This is a genomic window from Nocardiopsis halophila DSM 44494 (assembly GCF_000341245.1).
GTDB classification, from domain to species: Bacteria; Actinomycetota; Actinomycetes; order Streptosporangiales; family Streptosporangiaceae; genus Nocardiopsis_A; species Nocardiopsis_A halophila.
Genome location: NZ_ANAD01000192.1, coordinates 9,603 through 33,259, shown reverse-complemented (window position 1 = coordinate 33,259; position 23,657 = coordinate 9,603). Strand labels below are relative to the sequence as shown.

The 23,657-nt window shown below is 75.5% G+C and carries 11 protein-coding genes and 1 pseudogene; 11 read left to right on the top strand and 1 reads right to left on the bottom strand.

Going from position 1 to position 23,657, the window contains the following annotated elements; translation table 11 throughout:
* The first annotated feature begins 121 nt into the window (after positions 1 to 121).
* Positions 122 to 1,291, top strand: coding sequence for a S8 family serine peptidase (locus D450_RS0121760; RefSeq protein ID WP_017540758.1), 1,170 nt, complete (start codon positions 122 to 124; stop codon positions 1,289 to 1,291).
* An 18-nt stretch (positions 1,292 to 1,309) separates the two neighbouring features.
* On the opposite strand, the gene D450_RS0121755 is transcribed toward D450_RS0121760, so the two are convergent.
* Positions 1,310 to 5,329 carry a type VII secretion protein EccC gene (locus tag D450_RS0121755; protein ID WP_017540757.1) on the bottom strand — a complete coding sequence of 1,340 codons (4,020 nt, stop codon included), beginning with the start codon at positions 5,327 to 5,329 and terminating at the stop codon, positions 1,310 to 1,312.
* A 273-nt stretch (positions 5,330 to 5,602) separates the two neighbouring features.
* Between D450_RS0121755 and eccD the strand changes: the two are divergent.
* The 10 genes and pseudogenes from eccD to D450_RS33750 all read left to right on the top strand — a co-directional run bounded on the left by eccD (position 5,603) and on the right by D450_RS33750 (position 23,611).
* Positions 5,603 to 6,981: pseudogene (eccD, locus tag D450_RS30890) on the top strand (type VII secretion integral membrane protein EccD).
* A gap of 22 nt (positions 6,982 to 7,003) precedes the next feature.
* Complete coding sequence (eccB, locus tag D450_RS0121745) at positions 7,004 to 8,440, top strand: type VII secretion protein EccB (RefSeq protein WP_017540755.1); 1,437 nt, start codon at positions 7,004 to 7,006, stop codon at positions 8,438 to 8,440.
* Between the two features lie 47 nt (positions 8,441 to 8,487).
* Complete coding sequence (locus D450_RS0121740) at positions 8,488 to 8,823, top strand: WXG100 family type VII secretion target (protein WP_017540754.1); 336 nt, start codon at positions 8,488 to 8,490, stop codon at positions 8,821 to 8,823.
* Positions 8,824 to 8,900: 77 nt separating this feature from the next.
* The gene (locus tag D450_RS0121735; RefSeq protein WP_017540753.1) at positions 8,901 to 9,203 is read left to right on the top strand and encodes a WXG100 family type VII secretion target; all 303 of its coding nucleotides are present in this window, start codon (positions 8,901 to 8,903) and stop codon (positions 9,201 to 9,203) included.
* Positions 9,204 to 9,294: 91 nt separating this feature from the next.
* Positions 9,295 to 9,816, top strand: coding sequence for a hypothetical protein (locus tag D450_RS0121730; RefSeq protein WP_017540752.1), 522 nt, complete (start codon positions 9,295 to 9,297; stop codon positions 9,814 to 9,816).
* A gap of 80 nt (positions 9,817 to 9,896) precedes the next feature.
* On the top strand, positions 9,897 to 12,779 hold the full coding sequence (locus D450_RS35285) for a hypothetical protein (RefSeq protein WP_026128698.1): 2,883 nt from the start codon (positions 9,897 to 9,899) through the stop codon (positions 12,777 to 12,779).
* A complete protein-coding gene (locus D450_RS0121720; RefSeq protein WP_275041908.1) occupies positions 12,688 to 13,020 on the top strand; it encodes a YbaB/EbfC family nucleoid-associated protein in 333 nt (110 codons plus the stop codon). Before D450_RS35285 ends, D450_RS0121720 begins: the two co-directional genes overlap by 92 nt.
* 86 nt (positions 13,021 to 13,106) lie before the next feature.
* Entirely contained in the window at positions 13,107 to 13,469 is a 363-nt protein-coding gene (locus tag D450_RS0121715; RefSeq protein WP_017540750.1) for a hypothetical protein, read from the top strand.
* A 6-nt stretch (positions 13,470 to 13,475) separates the two neighbouring features.
* Positions 13,476 to 23,363 carry a WXG100-like domain-containing protein gene (locus D450_RS35665; protein WP_026128697.1) on the top strand — a complete coding sequence of 3,296 codons (9,888 nt, stop codon included), beginning with the start codon at positions 13,476 to 13,478 and terminating at the stop codon, positions 23,361 to 23,363.
* Entirely contained in the window at positions 23,327 to 23,611 is a 285-nt protein-coding gene (locus D450_RS33750) for a hypothetical protein (RefSeq protein ID WP_161631157.1), read from the top strand. The genes D450_RS35665 and D450_RS33750 overlap by 37 nt, the downstream gene beginning before the upstream one ends.
* Positions 23,612 to 23,657: the final 46 nt, after the last annotated feature.

Genomic DNA, 23,657 nt, shown 5'->3' with positions numbered 1-23,657 from the left:
CGGCCGACGCCCTAGGGTTGCCCCGATCGGCCCGGGGGCGGTCCCGGACGGTGACCGGAGAAGGGGAGTGGCGTCGGTGCTGGGCGGGATACCGGGTCTGCGGAGCGGTGCGGCGGTCCTCATGGCGGTGGCGGTCGCCGCGTCGGCGAGCGGCTCTGCGGGAGCGTCGGCCGACACCTCCGGCGCCGCTTCCGGCGAGGGCACCGAACCCCCGACGGCGCTGCCCGAGGCGGCGATGGTGACCGGCGGCGGAGAATGCCTGCCCCCTTCGGAGACGGTGATCGGCCGCGAGGTGTGGACCGAGGGAGCGCTCGGCCTCCCCGAGGCGCGCGGGTTCGCGGACGGCGCAGGGGTGACCGTCGCCGTCGTCGGCAGCGGAGTCGACGACACCGCCGCCGCCCTCGACGGCGCGGTGGAGGACGCCGGGCAGGACTGTGTCGGGTTCGGCACCTTCCTCGCCGGGATCGTCGCCGCACGCCCGCAGGACGACAGCGGTACGACCGGGGTCGCGCCGGCCGCCCGCGTGCTCGCCGTCGGGGTGACCGACGACCGGGGCGTGGCCGACGCGCAGGACCTGGCCGACGGCATCGGGCGCGCGGTCGACGGCGGCGCGGACGTGGTGCTGGTCGGCGCCCCGGTCCCGGCGGCCGGCGGCGGCACCGGCGTCGGGGCGGAGCTGCGCGCGGCCGCCGACGCGGACGCCCTGGTGGTCGCGCCCGCCACGGTCCCCACCGACGAGGCCCCCGTCGCCGCGCTCCCCGGCTCGGCCCCCGGGGTGCTGGCGGTCGCGGCGACCGGACCGGACGGCGCGCCCCTCGCGAACGGGCCCGCCGTGGACGCCGACGGGGAGCCCGTCGAGGTGGACCTGGCCGCCCCGGGCGGTGCCGCGATGAGCGTCGGCCCCGGCGGCGACGGCCACTTCACCTCCGGCGGGGACGCGGTCGCCGCCGCCTTCGTCGCGGGCGCGGCTGCGCTGCTGCGTTCGCACGAGCCCGGGCTGAGCGCCGCCGGGGCCGCCGAGCGGCTGACGTCGACCGCCTACCCCGCCCCCGGGGCGGCACCCTCGGAACTGCTGGGCGCGGGGACGATCGACCCGGTCGGCGCGCTCACCGCGGTCCCGGCGCCGCAGGAGGCGGGGGCGGCCACCGAACCTGCGGCCTTCTCGCCCGACCCCCCGACCCCTCCGACCGTCGGCCGCACCCTCGCCGTGGCGGGAGGAGCGGCACTGCTGATCCTGGTCTCGGCCCTCGGGGCCGCCGCCGTCCGGTACGGACGCGCCCGCGGTGCCTGAAGGCGGACACCACGCCGGCTACCGGCGGGCGGCCTCCTCGGTTTCGGGGTCCAGGGCCAGGTGCACCTGGACCGGGTCGCGGCGGTCCAGGCGCAGTGCCCGGCCCGGCGGGAGCGTCCGCGGGCGCAGTGAGCCGAACAGGACCCCCTCCGACGGCGGGCAGGACAGCACGATGCTCGGCGTGTTCGCGTCGATCAGCATCCGCAGTGCCGGTTCGCCCATCGCCCGGCTGAACCCGCCCGCCCCGCGGGCCAGGATCAGGTGCAGCCCGATGTCGGCTCCGAGCGGCAGCATGTCCAGCAGCGGGGCGAGCGGCCCCGGCCCGCCGGTGCCCAGCAGGTCGTAGTCGTCGATCACCACGAACAGCTCCGGCCCGGTCCACCAGGAGCGGGCGCGCAGTTCCTCCGGGGTGACCTCGGGCCCGGGCAGCCGCGGCTTCAGCGCCTGGGCCGCGGCGTTCATCATCTCCTGGGCGCTCGCCCCGGTGACCGCGTACCCCAGCCGCTGCTCCTCGGGGATGGCGTCGAACAGCCCGCGCCTGGGGTCGACCACCACCACGCGGGCCTCCTCGGCGGTGTACCGCTCCCGGATCGCCCGTGTGACCAGCCGCAGCAGGTTGGTCTTCCCGCTCTCGGTGTCGCCCACCGCCAGCATGTGCGGGGAGGTGGCGAAGTCGTGCCAGAACGGCTCCAGGCGCCGCTCCTCCAGCCCGAGCGGCACGCGCGGCCCCTCCTCGACCGCGGGCATCCCGGAGGCGGGCAGGTGCAGGGGCAGGGTGCGCACCGGCGGGGCGGGCGGACCGTCCCACGCGTCGGCGACCGCCCGAACCAGCCCCTCCAGGCCGGAGGCGACGGGGGCCTCCGCCGTGCCGGTCCCGCCGTCGTCGGCCGCGGCCCCGCCCGGCCGGTCGTCGGCCCCGTCCGCCAGCCGGGGGACCGCGGTGAGGAAGTGCTTGAGCTCGTCGGTCAGGCCCCGCCCCGGGACCCGCGGCACCGTCTCCGCCTTGCGCATGTTGATCGCCGAGTCCACCGCGTCGCCCAGCCGCAGCTCGAACCGGGTGCCCAGCAGGTCGCGCAGGCTGGACTGGACGTCGGCCCAGCGGGGGGACGCCACCACCAGGTGCACCCCGTAGCTGAGCCCCCGCTGGGCGATCTGCACGATGTCGGGGATCAGGTCCATCATGTCCTGGCGGACCGTCGCCCACCCGTCGATCACCAGGAACACGTCGCCGTACCGCTCGTCGGCGAACTCGCCCCGGGCGCGGCGGCGCCGGTAGTCGGCCATCGAGTCCACGCCGTGCTCGGCGAACACCCGCTCCCGCCGCCCCAGGAGCGCCGTCATCTCCGCCACGGTGCGGTTGATCCGCTCGCTGTCCAGCCGTCCGCACACCCCGCCCACGTGCGGCAGGTCCGCTGCCGCGCGCAGCGTGCCGCCGCCGAAGTCGAGGATGTAGAACTGCGCCTGGGCCGGGGTGTTGGTGAGCGCCAGGGCGGAGATCAGGGTGAGCAGCAGGGTGCTCTTGCCCGACTGCGGGCCGCCCACCACCGCGGTGTGCCCGCCCGCCCCGCGCAGGTCCGCCGTCAGCGGGGTGCGCAGCTGCTCGAAGGGCCGGTCCACCTCGCCCAGCGGCACGCTCAGCACCGGCTCCCGCGACCACGACGGGCCGCGCCCGCCGAGCCCCGCGGCGGCCAGCAGGTGCCCCAGGGCCGGGGGCGCGTCCAGCGGNCGCGCCCCCAGCCACACCCGGCGGGCGGGCGGCCCGGCGCCGCGCACCGCCTCCAGGGCGGTCTCCAGCAGGCTCTCCGCGGGCTCCTCCTCCGGCTCCTCGGGCTCCGGGGCGGCCACGGGCGCCGACGCGGCCACGTAGGCGGCCAGCAGCGGGGCGACCTCTCCGCCCGCCGCCGCGGTCCGCACCGGCCGCCGCCGCGCCCGGTAGGGGCCGGAGACGTAGGCCGCCTTGAAGCGCGCCAGCTCGTCGGTGTCGATCTTGAGGTAGCCGTTGCCCGGGGCCGGGGGGAGCTGGTGGGCGTCGGGCACGCCCAGCACCCCGCGGCTCTCCATCGCCGAGAAGGTGCGCAGCGCGATCCGGTAGGACAGGTGGCTCTCCAGCTGGTGCATGCGCCCCTCGTCCAGCCGCTGGGAGGCCAGCAGGAGGTGCACGCCGAGGCTGCGCCCCAGCCGCCCGATCATCACGAACAGGTCCATGAAGTCGCGGTGCGCCGCCAGCAGCTCGCTGAACTCGTCCACCACCACGAGCAGGGTCGGCATCGGCTCCATGCCCGGGTCGGAGCGGCGCGCCTTCTCGTACTCGTGCACGGAGCTGAAGTTCCCGGCGGCGCGCAGCCGCTCCTGGCGGCGGATCAGCTCGCCGTGCAGCGCGTCCTGCATCCGCTCCACCAGCGAGGTCTCGTCGGCGAGGTTGGTGATCAGCGCCGAGGTGTGGCTCAGCCGGTCCAGGCCGATGAACGTCGCCCCGCCCTTGAAGTCGACCAGGACGAAGTTGAGGGTCTCCGAGGAGTGCGTGAGCGCCAGCGCCAGCACCAGGGTGCGCAGCAGCTCGCTCTTGCCCGACCCGGTGGCGCCGATCAGCATCCCGTGCGGCCCCATCCCGCCCAGGGCCGACTCCTTCAGGTCCAGCTCCAGGGGCGCCCCGGACTCGGTCATCCCGACCGGCACCCGCAGCCGGTGCTCGGGGCGCTCCCCGCGCTCCCACTGCCGGTGCGGGTCCCAGGTGTGCAGGTTGGCGATGCCCAGCAGCGTGGTCAGGTCGAAGTCGGTGGTCAGCGGCTCCACCACGTCCGCGGACACGCTCATCCGGTACGGCGCCAGCAGCCGCGCCAGGGCGCGGGCGCGCGGCTCGCCGAGCCGGTCCGGGCGGCCCAGCGGGGCGAACACCTCCCGGCCGGACCGGTCCAGGTCGGCGACCTCCACCTCGTCCCGCCCCACCCGCAGCGACAGGGTGTGCGGGGCGCCGTCCCAGGGCCGTTCCGCCCCGACCTCGACGACCACGGCGTTGCGGTAGCCGCCGCCGGCCATCCGCGCGCCCTGCGGCACCCGGCCGCCGTCCACCAGCACCACGGTGAACGGCTCCTCCCGCCCGGGGGCGGCCTGCGGGTCGAAGCGGGGCCGGTCGGACAGGTCCGGGCCGATCAGCCGCTCCAGCTCCACCGCGTCCGGCGCGATCAGCCGGACCGGCCCGGCTCCGTCCCGCTCGGCGGGGTGCAGGCAGTGCGGAAGCCACTTGAGCCACTCCCAGCGGGCCGTCCGGCCGTCGCCGACGCACGCGGCGATGCGCAGCTCGTCGGGGGCGTGGAACACGGCGAGCTGGCCCACCACGGCGCGGGCCATGGCGCGCGCCGCCTCGGCGTCGCCGCGCAGCGCGATGTGCGCGTACCCCCGCAGGTGGATGGAGACCGGCAGGTCGGCGACGGTGGAGTAGGCGGCGATGAACCGGCGCAGCGCGTGCGCCGAGAGCGGCTCCAGGTCCTCCACCGGCTTGGTGGACAGCGGCGCGATGGAGGCGTTCAGCGGCTGCCGCCCCACGGCGAACCGCACCTCGCCGAAGTCGCCGTGGGCGGCGCGCCGCTCCCACAGCCGGGTGGTGCGCACCAGGGACCACAGCGCCTCGGGGTCGGGGCCGTTCCAGGCGCGCGCGTCGCGCTGGGCGGCGACCAGCTCGCGCACCCGCCCCCGCATCCGGCCCAGGTAGCGCAGGTAGTCGCGGCGCTCCCCGGCCAGCGCCCGGCGCCGTTCCAACCGGGTGCGCAGGTACTGCCCGCCGAGCATGGCGACCGCGCCGACCAGCATCATGCCGCCGGCGATGTAGGGCATGGCGCCGCCCAGGCCGCCGCCGCTTCCGGGGCGCAGGAACAGCATGACCATGGCGAGCGAGCTGAGCGCCATCGGCAGGTACATGAAGACCGCGCCCATGCCGCCCTGCTGCTCGGGCAGCGCGGGGGGCTCCTGGAGGGCGAGCTCCCCGGAGGGGAGCTCGGGGCCGGGCCGGCGGGCCGGCCGGCGGACGATGAGGGTGCTCACGGCTGCACGGACCCCCGGTTCTGTTCGATCGGACAAAAGTGCTGGCAATTGATGGCCGAACGGCCGATCAAGGGCCGCCCGCATTGCTCTACGATGGCCGTCCCCACTGGTGACCGGATATTAATCGAAGCGTCATCCCGGCAATTCTGCGAGTGGTGCTAACGTAGCGGAGCATTTGCCGCCCCGCGGCCGGGAGTCCGCTCATATGAGCGCTCGGAGGCCTTACGGGGTGGGGGTTATCGGTGCCCAGGAACGAAAACACCCGGGGGTAGTATGGCCGAGTCCGCCGCCGCGGAATTGTGTCGTCTCACCATTCGGGCGCCCGAGTCCTCCTTTGAAATCGCCGTGCCGTGTGACGTTCCCCTCGCTGAACTCGTCCCCACTTTCCTGCTCTATGCCGAGCGCGACGGCGAAGACCTGGACGAGAACGGGCTGGACCACTCCGGGNCCCGCCGCCGCTGGACGAGGACGGCACCTGCGAGTCCCTCGAGCTCTTCGACGGCGAGGTGCTCTACCTGCGCGAGCGCCGCGACCAGATGCCCCCGGTGCACTTCGACGACCTGGTCGACGGCGTGGCCACCGGCATGGCCGAGCGCCCGGACCGGTGGGGCGCGGCCGCGGCCCGCCGCTGGCTGACCGGCGCCGGTGCCGCCACCCTGGCCGCCGCCCTGGTCCCGGCCGCCCTGCTGGGCTTGACCGGCTTGGGCGCCGCCGTCGCCGGCGGGACCGCGGTGCTGATGCTGCTGGCCACCGCGGCGGCCGGGCGGGCGCTGGCCTCCGCCCAGGCGGCGGCCGCCACCGGCACCGCCGCGGTCCTGTTCATGGCCTTCGCCGGGGCCTGCGCGCCCGACGGCGACCCCGGCGCCGCGCTCACCGGGGCGCGGATGCTGGCCGGGGGCGCGGCCGGGACCGGTGCCGCGGTGCTGGCGGTGGCCGCGGCCGCCGGGTGCGTTCCCTTCTTCACCGGCGTCGGGGCGCTCGCCGCCTTCGGCGCCGCCGCCGGGGCGCTGCTGATGTTCTGGGGCGGGGTCCCGGCGCCGGGGGTGGCCGGGCTCTCGGCCGGGGCGGCGGTGCTGCTGGGCACCTTCGCGCCCGCCACGGCCTTCCGCATGGCCGGGATGCGCCTGCCGCCGCTGCCCTCCGGCGCCGACGAGCTGCAGGAGCACATCGACCCGCACCCGGCCCGCGAGGTGCTGGACCGCACCCGCCGCGCCGACTCCTTCCAGACCGCCCTGCTGGCCGCGGTCGGGGCGGTGTGCGCGGCGGCCCTGGCCGTGCTGGCCCTGCACCCCGGATGGCTGCCCACCGGCCTGGGCGCGGCCCTGTGCCTGGTGCTGGTGCTGCAGGCGCGCGGGCTCGGCGGCGCCTGGCAGCGGGCGTGCCTGCTCGTGCCCGGACACCTCGGCGCGCTCGCCCTGGCGCTGGGCGCGGCCGCGCTCGGCGGCACCGTCGCCCGCCTGGCGGTGTTCGGGATCCTGCTGGCCGGCGCGCTGGCGCTGGCGGTGGCCGGGTGGTCGGTGCCCGGCAACCGGGTGCTGCCGCACTGGGGGCGCGCCGGCGAGCTGCTGCACAGCGCCGCCGCGATCGCGCTGGTGGTCCTGGTCCCGGCCAACCTGGGCCTGTTCGGTCTGCTGCGCGGGATCGGCGGATGAGCGCGGACGGCGGGAGGCGGCGATGAGAACGCGGCGCGACCAGGTCCAGGCGCACGGCTTCCTGGTGGGGCGGCTGTCCACCGCGATGCTGGAGGCCGACCCGGACGCCCTCGAGGCCCCGATGAGCCGCACCCGCACCGGGGCGGCCATCGGCCTGGTGCTGGCGCTGCTGATCGGGGCCGGGTTCCTCGTCTTCGGGCTCATCTTCCCCGGCAACGCCACGTCGTGGCGCACCGAGGGCACGGTGGTCGCGGCCGAGGACGGCGGCGGCCGGTACGTCTACTCCGACGGCGCCCTGTGGCCGGTGGCCAACCAGGCCTCGGCGCTGCTGCTGGGCGAGCCGGTACAGGTGTCGGCCGCCTCCCTGGAGGGCACCCCGGTCGCCTCGCCCATCGGCATCGCCGGCGCGCCCGACGCGGTGCCGCCCGCGGACGCCGAGGACGAGGAGCCGTCGGTGTGGCAGGTGTGCGCGGTCCCGGTGGCCACCGGGCAGGACGAGGACCCGCGGGCGCTGACCGCGCTCACCCTGGGCGGCGACGAGGGGCGCCCGGTCGCCGCTGACCGGGCGGTGCTCGCCGCCGGCCCGGACGGCACCCGCCACCTGCTGTGGCGCGGCGAGCGCCTGCGCCTGGACGCCGAGCACGGCGCCCTGGAGGCCCTCGGGTACGGGACCTCCCCCGCCCACCCGGTGTCCGCGCGGTTCCTGACCGCGCTGCCCGAGGGCCCCGAGCTGGCCGCGCCCGGCGTGGAGGGAGCGGGCGGCGAGGGGCCGCGGATCGGGGGCGAAGCGCGCCGGATCGGCCAGGTGTTCACCGTCGACGGGCAGGGCGCCGAACAGTACTACGTCCTGGAGCGCGGGGGCCTGGCGCCCACCGGGGCGGTCCGCGCCCGGCTGCTGCTGGCCGACCCGCGCACCGAGGAGGCCTACCCCGGCGGCGACCCCGAGGCGGTCCCCCTGGACGCCGCCGACGTCCGCCCCCACCTGTCGGACGACGGCCCCGACGACGGGGGCCTGCCCGCCGAACCGCCCGAACTCGCCGAGAGCGGAGGGGCGGCGCTGTGCGCGGTGGACCGGGGCGAGGGCCCCGGACTCGCCCTGCGCGCCCCCTCCACGATCACCGCCCGCGCCGCTGAGCCCCCGCCCGGCGCCGCCCCCTCCTGCACCCCGCTCGACCTGATCGGGGTGCCGGCCGGGGAGGGCGGCCTGGTGCGCGCGGCCCGGGCCGGGGGGCGCGCCGACCGCGGCGCCTACTACCTGGTGACCGACGCCGGGGCCAAGTACCCCGTCCCGGACGCCGAGTCCGCCGAACGGCTCGGCCACCCGCCCGGCGGCGCGCGGGACGTGCCCGCCGCGGTGCTGGACATGCTGCCCACCGGCCCCGAACTGAGCACCTCGACGGCGGCGCGCCCCGCCGCCGACCCGGCGCCCCCGAAGGACCCGGACTGCCCGTCCGGCTGAGGGCGGACCCGCAGGAGATACGCGACACGGTTGAGGAGGAACACCCGATGAGCGAACGATTCGGCAGTACCGACCAGGCGATGCGCGAGGGCAAGGACGCGATGGAGATCGCGCACTCCACCTGCAACGGGGTCTACACCCAGGTGGACTCCACCCGGGACATGCTCGGCGGCAACTGGCAGGGCGGCGCGGCCGCCCGCTACGACACCGCGCTGGTGAAGTGGCTGGAGGAGCTCCGGCTGATCACCAACGACATGAACGACATGATCGGCATCCTCGGCGGCACCGAGCGCAGCTTCCACGAGATGGAGGACGCCAACATGGTCACCGCCGACTGGGCCGCCCAGCTCAACCCGAACCAGCGCGACACCGCCGGACGTTGAGGCCCCTCCCCTCGGAAGGGACCCCGCCCCCCCATGAACCCAGGGCCGCACGGCCCACCAGGAGAGGAGAGCCGAGCGTGAGCTTCGACGGTTTCGAGATCAGGAAGTCCGGCGCCCAGACCGCCGGACTCGACCTGCATCAGCAGACCAAGGTCATCGCCGACGCCATCGAGGACCTGGACCGGAAGGTGAAGCAGGTCAAGGACGGCTGGGTCGGTGAGGCCGCCGACCAGTACGACATCCGCATCGCCAACTGGCGCCAGAACGTCGAGGACATGCGCAACCTGCTGAACCAGGCGCAGGTGTCCCTGGACGACATCGTCGACCGGTACAACCGGGGCGACCTGCAGGAGGCCGGGAACTGGAGCCAGCGCCGCTGACCCCCGCGGGTGCGGCGCCGCGCGCATCGGCGGCCCCGCACCCGCCCCCGGGAACGGACCGGACGACCAGGGAGCAGGAGGCTGAGCGCGCGTGCCGGAAGACGACGACGACGGCGACACCATCAAGGTCACCCTCGACTACCTGCGGGGGCTGCGCACCGACGACATCGACACGATGCGGGAGCGGTTCTCCGAGAAGAAGACCGAGTTCGACCAGTACTACGCCGGCGAGGACGCCAAGACGCCCCGCTTCGGCAACCCGGACCTGCTGCGGTCGGCCGGGGTCCTGTCCGGGGAGGTCAAGCAGGCGTTGACCAAGGTCGGGGAGCTGCTCGACAAGTACGAGCAGGACCTGCTGGCCATCTCCCAGGGGATCGCCGACAGTGAGCTGATCTTCGACGACCTCGAGGACGACGCCGAGCTCACCGCCGAGCAGCTGAACAGGATCTTCGCCTCGTCCTCCGGATCCGGCGGCAGCGGCTCGGTCGGCTTCGGCGAAGGCGGCTCCGGAGACGGCGAGGGGTCCGGAGACGGCGAGTCCGGCGGAGACGAGCCTTCCTCCTCCACCGACGAAGACGAGGACGACGACGAGGACGACGACGAGAAGGACTGATCCGGGCCCGCGCCCCGCCCGTATCCGGCCGCGGCGCAGCCCGGCCGCCGCCCTGAACCGCCCGTACCGCAGGAGGCAGAGTGGACAACGAGAAGGATCTCAACCCCACCGGGGGGCAGGGGGCCTCTCTGCCCAACGAGGGCGCCGCGTCCAGCGATGAGCTGGACCACATCCTCAACGTCTTCGCCGACCCGGAGGGCAAAGGGTCCGTCCCGCCGATGGACAGCCCCCGGGTGATCTACGAGGCGGGGTGGATCGACCGCTACTTCTGGAACGAGGGCAACCCCCACTCCGCCGACGAGTGGTACGGGTTCTTCGGGGACGACCAGCTGTGGGGGGACTACAGCCAGGGGATCAACGACACCTACTCCGGGATCTTCCTGAACCCGGAGATCCTCGACGGCGCCGACACCCTGTGGGGCACCTTCGAGAACAAGCTCAGGACCGTGGTCACCAAAGGCCTGGGGGACCCCAATTTCGGCAGCGAGTCCTACTACCACGCGGGACTGAGCCGGATGGCGACCCGCCTGGAGGAGTACCAGACCTTCTTCCAGGACGAGTACGACAAGCTCTGGGCGCTGTACGAGAAGGTGAAGCCGGGCAACGAGTCCTTCGAGGGGGCGACCGCCGCGGCCCTGGCCCGGCACCTCAAGTCCAAGGCGCTGGAGCTCAAGGGGGTCGCCGACTACCTGGCCCCGGTGAAGGAGGCGGTGAACAGCGCCGCCGCGGCCGCCGACCCCACCTTCGCCGACCCCGTGGTCAAGGCCTACAACGAATGGGCGTCCGACCCCGGGCGCAGTCCGCGCCAGGTCGTCCGCACCTGGTGGGAGGAGAACCGGGACACGGTCACCAAGCAGGACGGGTTCGTCTACATCGGCGGCAAGCCCACCGACAGCCTGGAGACCTGGCGCGGCATCGAGCAGGAGATGAAGGACCTGTGGTGGTCCAAGATCGAGAACCTGCGGAACGCGGCGTCCGAGAACATCCCGGGGCTGTCGAAGAGCTATGCGAACGCCGCGGGCGACATCCTGCCGTACACGCCCATCACGACGGAGCGGCCCGGGGGCGGCGGGAGCGGCTCCGGCGACGGGAACGGCGGGTCCGGCGAGGGGCCCGGGGGCGATTTCGACTTCGACGAGCTCTGGGACGAGTACTTCGGAGACGGTGACTCCGACGGCGGTTCGGGCGACGGAGACGGCGGGTCCGGGGAGGGCTCGGGGGAAGGGCCGGGCGACGACTCCAAAGGGGGCTCCGGCGACGGGCCCGGGGGCGATTTCGACGTCGAGGAGTACCTGGACGAGCACTTCGGAAGCTCCGGCGACGGCTCCGGCTCGGGTGCGGGCCCCGGCGGTTCGGGCGACGGGCCCGGCGGCTCCGGGGAGGGCTCCGGGTCCGGCTCCGGAGAAGGAGCCGGCTCCGGATCAGGCCAGGTCGGCGGCGGCGGGCCGGGCGGTGAGTCCGAATACCCTCCCCCGGACTCCTCAGGCGGTTCCGGCTCCTTCCCTGAGCGGGAGGAACGGGTCTCGCTCACCGGTTCGTCCTCCGGCGACGGGGCGGACGGCTCCTCGGGGGACGGTGCGCCCGGCGGCTCGGGAGTCGTGCCTCCCCTGGGCACCGGGACGGGCGGGCTCGGCGGGCTCGGCGGGTCCGGAGGGGGCGGACGCGACCGCGGACGCGGGTCCGGTGAGCAGCCCGGAGGGGGAGTGGATCACCTGTCGTCGGAGAACCCGTGGGGTGACCGGAGCGGCGACTCCGGTACCGGGTCGCTGGGCGGCGGGTCTCTGACGTCTTCCACGGACGGCGCCGACGCCGGCGGCGGCACGGTCGACCTGCCGCCGCCCCCCGAGCGGACGGGGGTCCAGACCGGCGGCGAAGGACCGGCGGACCCGGACTCGGCCGGTGCGCAGAACGGAGGGGGGTCCACCGGGGGATCCGTCGAACTGGGGTCGTCGGCCGATGGTGGCGGTTTGCCGGGTGGTTCTGAGGAGATGCCCGGTTCTGGCGGGTCGGGTGGCTCTGGTGGCTCGTGGGACCTTGGGTCGTCGGCCGATGGTGGCGGTCTGCCGGGTGGTTCGGAGGAGATGCCCGGTTCTGGCGGGTCGGGTGGCTCGGGCGGTTCGTGGGACCTTGGGTCGTCGGCCGATGGTGGCGGTCTGCCGGGTGGTTCGGAGGAGATATCCGGCTCCGGTGACTCCGGGGCCTCGGGCGGTTCGTGGGACCTGGGCTCCTCCTCCGACGGTGGCCCGCTCTCCGGTGGGTCCTTGGACCCGCCCGGGTGGGGCTCCTCCGACGGCACCTCCGGCCCCGGGAGCTCATCAGGTGAACGTCCTCTGTCCGGTTCGGCCGACCTGACGGGAGGCGGCGGGGGAGAGCGCTCCGCCGGCGGCTCGGTCGACATGCCGGGGTCCGGCCTGCAGGGCTCCGGTCCGGCGGGCGTCGGGGCCGACGGCCTGGGCGGCACCGCCTCGTCCGGGCCGGGGGCGTCCGCCCTCGGCGGTGCGGGCGCACCCCAGGATCCCGCTTCGGGATACGGCGGCGGCGCGGCGGGCACGGGCGGCTCCGGGACGGTCGGCGCAGGTGGTTCCGGCGCAGGAGGAGCCGCCGGGGGCGGCGGATCCGGGAGCCCCATGATGCCGCCCATGATGCCCCCGATGGGCGGAGGAGCCGGCGCCGGCGGGCCCCAGCAGGAGCGCACCCGCAGCACCTGGCTCACCGAGGACGAGAACGTGTGGGGCACCGCCGACCGCGGCGGCCCCGCGGTGCTGGGCCGACCGGGCGTCGGTCCGGGGAAGGGAGCGACCGGCCTTGGACATGTCCCTGCCGGAGCGGATGGCGCGCGACCTCGAACGGCTTCGGCAGACCCAGCGGAGTCTGTCGGAGGCAAGCGCAAGCCTGGAATCGGCCAGCGCGGAGGCCGTGTCCAGGGACCGGATGGTCAGCGCGAGGGTGAACGCGAGAGGTGAGATCGCCGAGCTGCGGTTCCACACCTCCAAGTACCGCACCATGGCGCCCGCCGAGCTGTCCTCGGCCGTGCTGGAGGTGATCGGCCGGGCCCGGGAGGAGATGGAGCGCCAGGTGGCCGAGGCCTACGCGGACCTGGCGCCCGGCAGCTCCGAGGCGCGTGCGGAGGTGGTGAACGGCGGCGACCCCGCTCGGCTCCTGGCGGAGCTCGGCCTGCGCTCCCGTTCGCCTGAGGAGTCGTGAGCGCAGTGCGGCGAGTGGGCCGGAGACCGGGACGGATGCGCGGGCCGGGGGCACGGCCCGGAGGAGACGGGTAAGGAGGAACGGCGATGGCCGACCGGATCGCGGTCGACCCGGACGCGGTGGCCAAGCACGGCGGGGACCTGTACGCCCTCGGGGACGAGGTGCGCGAGATCCACCGCTGGTTGGCCGCCCGGACCGAGACGTTGGGCAGGCCGTGGGGCGAGGGCGACAAGATCGCCACCTCCTTCGAGGCCAGGTACCTGCCGGCCCGGCGCGGCCTGGACGCGTTCTTCCGCGCCCTGGCGCAGGCCTTCGACAAGACCGCCGAGGGCACCATCGAGACCGCGCGCCAGTTCGCGCTCAGTGAGCAGCACGGCATCGACCGGGCGAACGGACTGCTCGGCGCCGACGGCACCGGCCCGGGGGCGTCCGGCTCCGGGAGGCGGTAGCGGCCCATGGGCATGCAGCCCCCCGACGAGCTGCGCACCTTGTTCATGGTGCTGACCGGCTCGGAGTGGCCCGACGCCGACGAGGACCTGCTATGGGAGCTGGCCTCGGTCTACGGCACCACGGCGGACCGGCTCGACGTCGACCTGCCGCAGTTCGTGCTGCGCCTGAAGAACAAGGTCCGGGAGGAGTTCGACGCCACCGCGGCCGACTTCTTCGACGAGTCGGTGAACCAGTTCGTCGGCGGGGAGCGCAACTACCTGGGCGAGGGCGCGGCCGCCGCCCGGGGCCTGCGGGACTACGTGGACAACGCGGCCACGCAGGTGCAGTACGCCAAGTGGATGATCATCGGCCAGCTGATCCAGCTGGCCGCGGAGATCGCCTGGGCGATCGCGATGGCCCCGTTCTCCTTCGGTGCCTCACTGGCCAAGATCCCGCTCTTCCAGGCGATCACCCGCACGATCATCGGCAGGGTGCTGTTCCGGCTGATCACCGAGCTGGCGCAGCAGATGGCGATCAGCCAGATGTTCGCGCTGGCGCTGGACGCGATCATCCAGCGCATCCAGATCGACCAGGGCAACCGCGACACCTGGGACGACGAGCTGACCGAGGACGCCGCCAAAGGGGCGATGCTCGACGGGCTCTTCGGCACCGCGGCGGCGTTCGGTGGCAGCGCGCTGGCCAAGAAGTTCGACGAGCTCCTCGGCAACGCGGCGGGGCCGGCGATCATCAAGCACCTGGACGAGCTGTTCGACGGGCCCGGTGGTCCGGGCGGCCGGGGCGGCCCGAGTGGCCCCGGTGGTTCGGGTGGCCCGGGTGGCCCGGGCGGTTCGGAGTCGGGCGGCAAGGGCGTCGGTGACGCAGACGGCGACGGCGCCGCCGATGGTTCTGGAGCCGCAGGCGGTGCCGGCGGCGCGGGGCGGGGCACCGGGGAGAGCGGTTCGCCGGGCAAGGGCATGGCCGACGACATCGGTGACCTGTTCGGTGACGAGGCCGCCCACCTTTTGGCGCCCTACGGCAAGAGCCCCGGGCCCGGCTGGTCGCAACCGGGCGACCTGGACCGCTTCAAAGACCGGATGGGGCAGGCCTTCGCCGACGGTATGGGCGACACGCTCGGCCGGGAACAGGCCGAGCGGCTCGGACGGGACTACGGCGACGCGTTCGCGCGCAACTGGGGGTCGGAGAACCTGGGCAAGGCGCTGGACGACGTCCTGGCGGACGCCGGGCCGGGCCTGACGCCCCACGCGCGGGAGATCCTGGCCCGAGGACTGCCCGATGCCGTCGAGGACGGTCTGGCCGACGTGGGGTCCGCGTGGAGGACCGCGCTCTCGCAGTACGCGTCGCAGGCCATCGCCAACGCGGGGCAGGGCATGCTCGCCGAAGGCTTCTACAACCTGCTGTTCGGCGAGGACAACACGTTCTCGGTGACGTGGCTGTCGGCGGTCTCCGGTGCGGTCTCGGGCGCAGTCGAGCAGGGGCTGACCGAGGCGGGCATCGCGATGCTCGACAAGATCGGGGGACCCGGCCCGGACTTGCCCGGCCCTCCTACGGAAGTCGAGACCTCGGGAGGAGAGGACAAGCCCCCGGCTCCGTCGGACTCGGACGGATCGTCCACCGGATCCTCCGGGGAGGGAGAGGCCAGGAAAGGCGACCCGGAGAAGGGCGCCTCGGAGACGGACGGCCTGGGCCAGGAGGGGCCGGGCGAGGAGGGTCCAGAGCAGGAGGCGACCGGAGGCGGCGCTTCCGGGGACGAAGGCCGGGATGGACCGACGGGCGACCGAGACAGGAGCGGTGCGCCCGGCGGTGGCCCATCGGCGGACGATGCGGACACGTCCACCGCCGACGGCGGTGACCGGCCGGTTCCGGAACAGCAGGTGACCGGCGGCTCGCACGAGTCGGGGGGCCCTGAACAGGCCCGGACCCCGCCCGGCGGCGCAGAGCAGGGCGGGGCGGATTCCGGAAGCGCCGTCCCGCCGCCCCGGGAGGTGTCGACGTCCTCGGAGACCCCGGAACCCCCGGACGGATTCGGGACGCCCCCGCCACCCGGTGGTGACACGTGGTCCCAGGAGGCGGAAGGGGCGGAGGATTCCCGGGACGAGGAGGACTGGCCCGACGGTGGGCGGCCCGGTGACGACGCGCCGGCATCGGGGGAGCCGCCCCTCTCGGGGCAGCCGTCGGGGCGGTCGGAGGACTCGTCTGCGCCCGCCACGACGGAGGTGCCCGACGAAGGAGGTACCGGTGCTTCCGCGTCGGTCGGGACCGGCGGATCCGGGGGCTCCGGCACATCCGGCGGTCCGGGCGAGGAGAACGGAGCCGCCGGGAGCGGTGGGCTGCCGGAAGGTGATTCGCGGTCCGGCGAGGGGGACGGCCGCGGCGGCGACGGTACGGTCTCCGACACCGGAAGCACGGGGGAGGAGTCTCCTGGAACAGAGACAGAGGACGAGGTCGAGGTCTCTGACGGCTCCCGGCGTGGCGAGAGCGGAGGTCCCCCCGACGTCCCGCGGACGCCCGAGCACGACGATTCCGCGGACACGGCGCGGGCGTCGGACGGTGACGCCGCGTCCGGCCCCTCCGCGACCGGTGACTCTGCGGCCGACGGGCGGAACGACGCCCAGGCGCCCCCGGACACGGGCGGGAAGCCGGCGTCTTCCTCCCCGGACGCTGACGGTGTGCCCTCTGGTCCCTCTGGTACCGAGAGCGCCGACCGCTCCGCGGTCGGCGGCGGTCGGGAGAGCGGTGAAGACTCCGGGCAGCGGGAGCCCGTCCAGGAACACGGGGGAGGGGGGTTCCCGCCTACCGGCGCGGAGCCTCAGGTCATCGGCTCCCAGGATCCGCTGACCCCTCAGGGGTGGGAACAGGGGGCGGCAACCGAGGGCGGCACCGATGGTCCCCCGCAGCCGGTTCCGGCCCCGGTCCCCATGGGGGTCGGCGGAGGATCGGCTGTCCAGGGGCCGCAGCGGAACACGCCGGACGGCCAGGGCGCTGCGCCCTCGGCGCGGAGGCCGAGCCCCGAGGCGACGCCTCCGGCCGGGCAGCCCGCAGCGGCGGACCGGCGGACCGGAACGGACCGACGGAGCGACGACGGCTCGGAGCCTCGGCGTCCCGCTTCTGGGCCCCCGGCTCCTCCACGGACCGAGACAGGCCCCGAGGAGGACAAGGGGCCGAATCTGCCGCCGAGTGAGGATTCGGGAGACCTGCGCGACCGCACGGATGAACCTCTCACCGAGGTCCCGCCGCCGGGCCCGCCGGTTCCGACCCAGTCCCTTGACGACGGGGCGGACGGCGAGTGGATCGAGATGGACACCTTCGACGGGCCGCCCGGCGATGGCGCGGGGGAGCAGTCCGCGGACCCTTCCGGCACGGCCCCCTCCGGCGGCCCGCCGTCGCACGAGGACCGGGACTTCGACACCGACCAGAATCGGGATCGAGAGGAAGAGCGCAGGGAAGACGAGCGCCGGGACGAGAACGACCGGGACCGGGAGGCCCCAGAGGACCGGCGGCCCGTCGGCGACGACATGGCCCGGATGCTCGACGCCCTGGTGGGCGGGGGAACCGGCGGCGGTCGGTACGACGGCTCCCGCACCACGGTCGGCGACCCCGTCCCGGCCGTGGTGGACCGCGTCCGGCAATGGCTGGGCGACGACTGGCGGTTCACCGCCGTCGGTCTCGACCTGTTGCGCAACCGTCTCACCGACCATGACCTGACCGGCGGAGGCCGGAGGCCGGTGACCGTCGAGGTCCCCGTGGTGTCCGCCGACGGTGTCACCCGCGCCACGGCGGTCGTGGACGTGTCCCGTGCCTGGCGCTCCCTCGACGACCCGCCCCTGCGTCCCACGACCACCTACGAGAGCCGTGCCAAGACGAGCGGGAACGCCGTGCAGCAGTCCCGCAAGCAGTTCGGCATCACCGGCCCGTTCACGGTGATCGGCGAGGTCGCGAGCAGACTCGCCCTGCTCAACCTGCGGCTGAAGGCGGCCGTGGCGCAGCGGCAGCGCGGGACGCAGTACCAGACGGCCGCGGAGAGCAAGGTCAAGCGCGGCGTCGACGCCAAGGACGACGGCGAGGGGTACGCGGCCGACCTCCGCATCGACCTCGGCCTGCGCGACGGCCGGGAGGCGGACGGCGACCTCCTGCGCGAGGACACCGCGACCGTCCCCGGCGTCCACGAGGTCGCCCTGCCCGGGCGCAGGTCGCAGGCGCCCGAGCCCTGGATGCCGGACACCATCGGTGCGCCCGGCGGGCCGGTGCTGGCGCGGGCGCCGAGGTTCGGCCGCACGCTCGCCGTGCTCGACACCGGCGGAGTCGCCGACCGGATGACCGGCGGCGGGCGGGACCGGCCGTCCCTGGAGGAAGGGGAGCGTGCGCGCCTCAAGGCGCAGCTCGGCGGCAAGGAGCTCAAGGAGGCGATGGGACGGCTCGACCAGGGCGAGTCGCTCGCGCTGCCCTTCCGCCGCAAGGACACGGACAGCCTCACCGGGCCGGAGTGGATGGAGAGCACCGAGCTGCGGGGCGGTCCGGTCCACTATGAGCGGGTGGGGCCGGTCCTGGGCGACACCTCCTTCAGCGACACCGACAAGACCTCGGCGTCGGCGACGACCACCGCGAACCGCACCGGCAGGCTCGACCTCGAGGTCGAGGGCGGGCTGATGGCGACCGCGGACCCCACGCCGGGAGCCGCCGTCCGGGCCGGCGCCGGAGGGAAGGTCGGCCACCAGCGGACCAATAAGCAGGGCCGGGGGACCGACCACGGTGCGGAGCGGGCCCGGGGCGCCTCGGCGGAGGACCATTCGGCGCTGTACCGGGTGACACGGCAGTACACCGTGACCACCACCGAGGGCGGGCGGGAGACGGTCACCATGGTCTCCCTGGACCTGCTCTCCGCCGAGGACGCGGCGGCACTGACCGGCCCTGAATGGACGCCCCCCGCAGGGACGGACGGCGGCACGACCGGGACCGGTGGCCCTGACCGGGACGGCGGTGGCCCCGGGGGCCGGGACGGCCGAGGGGAACGCGAGGACACCGGTCCGTCCCCCGGCGGGCTCGGCGTGGGCAGGGCCCGGATCGACGGGTTCGGCGAGGCCCACCCCGTTGGGTTGCGCTGGGGCAACGGCGACCTGCGCCGCGGGGACGACGGAGCGACCCCCGCCCAGGAGGTCGCGCGGGGCATCCACGCGATGGTGCACCGGGTGCGGCCGGACCTGGTGCTGCCGCCGGACGGCGACGGGAACCGGCCCAACGCCTGGAACCGGCTGTGGCACAAGCGCGACACCCGGATGCAGAACACGCTGCGGCTCTACCGGCAGGTCGAGCGCGCGGCGCTGGACGCGGACGCGCTGGCGGGCGAGGGCGTCGGGATCGACCTGCGGCCGTCGGGGGGCAGGAACCTCTTCCGCGTCGGCCCGGGGCCGACGCGGCAGGCGCTGCACGCCTTCGGACTGATGGCCGAGCGGAGCTCGCAGGACGGGGCCGGCCACTTCAGCCTGCGTGTGCGCGCCGACTTCACCGACGGTGTGCACCGCGGCACGCGCGCTGAGGGGACGCTCTCCTCGACACTGGCCGGGCACGCCTCGCTCTCCGACGGCACCGAACACGGGCGCAAGATCACCGGTGAGGCGAGCGCCAAAGCCCAGTACCGGCACGGGGAGACCCCGGCAGGCCTGCCCTGGTTCATCGCCGAGGGCGGGGCGGGCAACGCGGCCGAGGCGGGGTGGACCGGATCGGTCCTGGACACCGGCAAGGGCGCGATCCACGGGGGCGCCTCCTACTCGGGCCCCGTCGACAGCTGGTCGTACACCGCGGGGTTCCAGGTCGAGATGGCCGGCGGCGATCCGCAGCCCGTGCGGATGGGCGGCGACGGCCCCGTGCTCCTGGTGGAGACCCCGGTCGGCCGCCCGCTCCCGGGCGAGGCGACGGACAGCGGCGCGGGCGACCGCACGGCCCCCGACCCCTCGCACGCGGACCGGCGTGCGCGGACGATGGAGGAGGGCCTGCGCGGGCTGATGGACCTCCCGGGGCAGGAGAGGGAGGCGCGGGACGAGCGCGCCGAGGCCGACCGGATCGCGGACGAGGTCGACGGCCTTGAGACGCGGGCCGACCGGGTCAGAACGGACCGCGAGGAGGCGCGTCGGGAGTTCGGCGCGGCGCAGGAGGCGGTGGACGCCGCCCAGCACCGGGTCGCCGAGGCCCAGGAACGGGCCGAGCGCGCCGAAGAGGCCGTCGGGAGGGCGAAGCAGGACGTCGAGGCGGCGGCGGAAGACGTGCGGCGGGCGCGGCGGACGGCGAATGCACCCGGCCGCGGGGCCGACGCGGATGGCGGCGGTCCGGTGGCCCGTCCGGAGAGAGAAGCCGAGCAGGCTGGACAGGAGAGCGAGCAGCCCGGGGGAGATCTCCGGGGCCGGGGCGGGCAGGACGTCGGGGCGGCGGAAGAGGGCCGTCAGTCGCAGCGGACGCCGGATGCGGCGGAGCGGGTGTCCGATGCGGACGGCGGCAGACCTGTCGCGCGCGCGGAGGAGAGGCTGCGCGGTGCCGAGAAGCGGCTCGGTCGGGCGGAGGCCGAGGCCGAGCAGGCGGGGAAGGACGGTGAGGAGGCCGGGAGGGACCTCCGCGAGGCGACGGAAGGGCGCGACGCGGCCGAGCGCGACCGGGACCGGGCCGAGCAGGACGTCCGCGACGCCGAGCAGCGGGTACGGGACCGCGCGGAGGAGCGCGACCGGGCCCGCGGCCGTGCCGACCGGGCTGAGGAGCGGCTCGGGCGGACCCGCAGGGCCGTCCGCGACGCCGGGTTCGAGGGCGTGAGCGAGGCGGATGCGCGGCAGCGCACTGCGCGGGCCCGGTCCGAGGCGGACGACGCCGCGTTCCGTGGCCGCCGCGACGAGGACGTCCGGCAGGGTGCCGCGAAGGGGGACGTCCTCACCGACCTGCCGCACGCCTCGCGTTCGGCCCGGAGCGACGGCGACGGGCTCCTCGACGCCGCCCGCAGGACGCTGTCGCGCGCGACCGGCTACGCCAGGGCGCTGTGGTCCGGTTCCGCGGTCGATGGACAGATCACCGTGCTCACCTCGCCCAGGTCGCTCGCGGCCGAGTCCGACGCGTTGCGCAACGGCGGCGTGCCGATCCGCCAGCAGTACGAGGACGCCGTCACCCGCCGCTCCGACGTGGACGCGCGGCTCACGGCGGAGGACCGGGGGATGGCGGCCTCGGAGGCGTTCCGCGACGGCGGCCTCGACCTGACGGTCAAAGCGGAGAACGAGCGCACGGTCGGGTCAGGGCGGTCCTTCTCCAACAGGCTGGGCCTCACCCTCGGCTTCCGGGGCTCACCCGACCGGGACGCCGCCCACTACAACCGCCTCGGCGGGGTGCTCGGGGCGATGTGGAGCTGGACCCGGTCCGACTCCCGGGCCCAGACCGAGACCTTCACCGAGGAAGACCAGTTCTCCCTGCCCGGCAGCACCGTCGGGGTCGTCAGGGATGTCGCCTACACCTTCGCGGCCCGGGCACGGGTGCGTCCCAACCTCATCGCGAGCCTGCCGCTGCCGTGGTCGAGGGACCTGGCCCAGGAGGACCGGCACCAGCAGGACGGGCGGAACGACCGCGGTGACCGCGACGGCGGCGGAGACCGCGACGACCGCGGCGGTGGGCGCGGCCCTGGAAGCCGGGACGGCCGTGGTTCTCAGGACGGCCAGGATGCCCGGGAGGGCGGGGACGACCGGGAGAGCCGGGACGGGCACGACGACCGGCGCGGGCAGGAGGACGACGGGACCGTCGCCGGCAAGGAGGAGACCCGCTACCGAGTGGTCGACCTGGCCGCGAAGGGCCTTCTGCGCGGGACCGAAGGGCTGGGCGCCCGGCTCCGCGCCGCACGGGCCCTGCCCGAGGTGCTCACCTCCCGGACACCGGGGCCGGGCGCCTCGCGCGGCCTCACCCTGGGCGGTCTGGACGTCGACCGCGCCGTCGCCGGAATCAAGGACAGGGTGGAGGACGCGGGATACGTCCTCACCGACCAGAGCGAGCACGACGTCCGCATCGCGCTCTCGCCCAACTCTTCCCGCGGGCAGCGGCGGGCCCTGTTCAGCGAGGGGGTGCCGGTGCGGGTCCGCCTGCGCCACAAGGGGGCGATGGGGAACCAGCGGTTCTCCGACGGCGGCTGGCTGCGGATCCGGCTGGAACGGGGGCCGGGCTCCTCGCAGGGAGAGGTCGAAGCGCAGATGTCCTCCTCGCGCACCGACACCGACAGCGACGAGACGAGCCGTGCGCAGGCCGGGGGGAACAGGGCCGGGGTGACGGCCAAGCTCGACGGAGCCGTGCTGCCGGTCGGGGCGAAGGAGGGGGAGGACCCCTCCCTGCCGCCGACCCGGATGCACCTGCTCAACGCCCAGGGCCCGGTGCAGGTGGGGGAGGCGGGCGTCGACCGGACCCACGGGAGCGCCGACTCCACCACCGACAACCGGGCCCGCACGGTGAAGGAGCCGGGGGTCTCCGCGGACGCCCCGGTTCGCCTGCGGTTCACCCTCACCCACGAGGGGGCGGTGAACAACGCCAAGGCACCGATCACCGACGGCGGCACCGGGATCGCCGTCGGACGGGTGAAGGAGATCGTCCCGGTCAGCGCGATGGCCCCGGGCGGCGGGCCGGCCTCCGGGCCGGGCACCGTGCGCGAGCACGGCCGCAGGGACGCCCACCAGGCGCGGGTGGAGCAGGTCGGCGCCGCCTGGCGGGNGCCCCCCCCCCCCCCCGCCAGCCGCAGGTGCCGATGCCGGAGTCCATCGGCCCGGGCATCGCCGACGCCCTCGTGGTCTCCACCGCCCTGGCGAAGGGGTGGACCCCCGGGCCCGGCCGGCCGGACCCGGGCGCCGCGGAGGCCTACCTCGGGGGGAAGGGCGGGCTCGGCGTGCGCGCGGGGGTGCTGCGCGCCGCCGCGGGGGAGCAGGTGCTCCGGTCGGTCTTCGCCCGGTCGCAGGGCGGACCGCCCCCGGCCGGGGGCGGCGGGCGCGAGGGGAGCGACGGGCGAGGCGGTGACGGCGCCCCGCTCCTCGGCGGCGGGGACGGCCCCTTCGCCGTCCCCGGGACGGACGCGCGCCTGTACACGTCGCTGCGGCCCGGGGAGGGCCGCATCATCGACGTCGACGAGGACGCCTCCACCGACCACTACACGCAGAAGACGCACCGCGAGGAGCGGTCCGGGACGCACGACGGGGGACAGAGCCAGCCGGTCTCCGGCGACCTCTACTTCGTGGGCGGCCTCGACGGCGGCGACCGGGGCGGGTTCGCCCCGAGCGCGGTCTACGGGTCCCAGAGCGCGGCGGGCAACGCCGCGCCGCCCGTCGGCGCCGGCACGAGCAAGGACGACGCCACCGTCCTGCACACCGACCACGGCGCGCCGGAGGACAAGGGCCGCCGGTTCCTGGTGCGGATGCCGATGGACGCGCTGGTGGTCGCCCACGATTCCGCAGGCCGGGGCGGCCCCTTCGGCCGGACCCGCACCCACCCCCGCGGCGCCACCGCCTCGACCGAGGTCGAGGTGTGGCTCACCCGCGAGCAGGCGGAGCGGTACGGGCTGCTCGGCGACGGGTCGGCGGGGCGCTGGGACACCGTCGCCGAGGCCAAGAGCGAGGCGGCGGAGAAGGAGAAGGCGCTCTTCGACGCGCTCGACCGCCACCTCGGCCTGGACCGCGACCCCCGGAGCGGGCAGGACCGCGCCCAGGGCGCTCACGCGCGCGAGGCCATGGACCTGCTCGGGCTCGACCCGGCCCTGGACCCCGCCGGCTGGGACGGCCGGGTGCGCGACGCCGTCGCCGCGATCCGGCGGCACCTGGGCACCGGTCCCGCCCCCGACCGGGGGTGGGACCGCGGGGACGACACCGTGCAGGCCGACCACGAGCAGGCCGAGGGCGCCCTGAACCTGCTGCAGGAGCGGGAGGCGGCCGGCGCCCCCGTCTTCTCTCCCGAGGTCCTGGCTGCCCTTCGCGACCTGGTCGAGCGCCGCGGCGAACTGCACACGGCCCTGACCGCCCAGCGCGAGGCGCTGGACGGTCTGGCCCGGGCCCTGGCCGCGGCCTGGGGCGGCCCTCCGGCGCACGCGCCGTCCCTGCAGGCGGCCTTCGAGCAGGCGCTGAACCCGGCAGGAGGGGGGCAGCGCGTGCGCTGACCGACGACACCTCCCCGTCCACCTCACTCCCGACCCCACCGAGAGA